The following is a 1,688-nucleotide window of genomic DNA, read 5'->3' as shown; positions in this document are numbered from 1 at the left end:
CCACCCAGGCGCTGACCCAGACCCGCACCGCCGTGGACGAGCTGTCCCGGATGGCCGCCGACCTGCGCACCACCGTCGGCAACTTCAAGTACTGAGTGACCCGCGGGGCGCCGGCCCTGCTCAGCACTACCCGAGGAGCGCGCGACCTGGTCGCGCGCTCCTCCGCCGTGTACGCGGCGGCACCGGACGAGGTGCCGCCTTACCGATCCCGGGACCGGATCGCCGGTTCGAGCGACGACCACGGCGCGAGAGAACCGTTCGTCCCCGTCCCCGGTACCGCCGCTGAACGCCATCATCGAGGCCGGCCGGGCGTGCCGGCCATCCAGGGCGCCACGGCGGTGGTGGCGATCGGGAAGGTCGCCCACGATCGTCGCGCAGTCTCCGACCCGGACTCAAGCGCCGCGGACTCCACCAGCCAGGCGCTGCCCCAGACCCGCACCGCCGTCGACGAGGGCTCCTGCATGGCCGCCGACCCGCGAACGACCGTGGGCGCTTCAGCCACTGACCCGCTCTATTTACCCACTCCGGGTGGCAGCCGGATTCCCGGCTGCCACCCGGTGCGCTTTCCCCGCCGTGACATGGTCGCAATCGTCAAGTCGACACACGAAATGCGCTCATCGATCGATCTGTAGCGACTCCACCCGACACGCCAAGAATGCACTGTCCACCGCCTGCTCAGGCCCTACCTTATTGCTGCAGGCCAACGGTTCCAGGAACGTGGACGATCGCGCCGGCCTCGCCATTTCCGCTTTACTGCTCGAGGAGCACCGTCATGACCACGTCCACCATTTCCGCGAGCCGCCGCCGCGCGAGCTGGGTGAACGACCGTCCAGTCGCCGTGCGCATCCTGACCGCCGTCGGAGTCGCTTCGATGACCGCGATCGGCGTCGGGGTCCTGGGCGTGCAGAGCCTGGACGAGCTGCGCGACGCGCGCTCGCAGGAGCTGAGCACCGCCATGCCCTACCTGAACAGCCTCCACAACATCGGCCTCAGCGCGAAGGCGACCGCCAACGACGAGCGCGGCTACCTGTTGACCGGTGACCCGGAGTTCCTCCCCGAGATCGAGGAACGCCTCGCCAAGGTCGACGGCTACCTCGACGAGGCTCGCGAGGCCTCGACCGACGCCCAGAGCGGCTACCTCGACGAGCTCGAGGCCGGGCTGGACGCGTGGTCGGCCAGCATGCAGTCGGAGTTCGACCTGTACGCCCAGAACCGCGAGGCCGGTGTCGCCCTGGCGTTCGGCACGACGCGTGAGCTCCGGAAAGTTTACGAGGAGACCCTCGAGGCCGGCCTCGAAGAGGCCGACGCCGCGCTCATGGCCGGTGCTTCATACGAGAAGACCGTCTCCGACGCCGTCCGGACGATGATCATCGTCTGCGCCCTCGGGGTCCTGCTGGCGGTCGGCCTCGGGTACCTCGTGGCCCGTGTCATCCGTCGCAGCCTCACCCGCCTGCAGGCCGCAACGGGCCGGCTGGCCGCGGGCGACCTGACCGCAGTCACCGGGCTGGCCCAGGACGACGAGGTCGGCCGTACCGCCAAGTCGCTGGACGAAGCAGTCGCATCGTTGCGCTCCGTCCTCTCCTCGGTCGCCGGCTCGGCGGATGCGGTGGCGGCCAGCAGCGAGGAGCTGTCGGCTTCGTCGGCGCAGATCTCGGCGGGTGCGGAGGAGACCGCGGCGCAGTCGGGTG

Annotated in this window: 2 protein-coding genes; both read left to right on the top strand. The window is 70.1% G+C overall.

Annotated features, from left to right (window positions below; translation table 11 throughout):
• The first annotated feature begins 95 nt into the window (after positions 1–95).
• Positions 96–632, top strand: a complete 537-nt coding sequence (locus tag BMW62_RS23365; protein ID WP_244524223.1) for a hypothetical protein — start codon at positions 96–98, stop codon at positions 630–632.
• Positions 633–772: 140 nt separating this feature from the next.
• Positions 773–1,688, top strand: a 916-nt coding sequence (locus tag BMW62_RS21980) for a CHASE3 domain-containing protein (RefSeq protein ID WP_170852527.1), incomplete at its 3' end; no start/stop codon positions are given.

It is taken from the genome of Blastococcus sp. DSM 46786, assembly GCF_900109665.1.
Classification (GTDB): domain Bacteria; phylum Actinomycetota; class Actinomycetes; order Mycobacteriales; family Geodermatophilaceae; genus Blastococcus; species Blastococcus carthaginiensis.
Note: the sequence above shows the minus strand (reverse complement) of the source record. Positions and strands in the feature narration are given on the sequence as shown.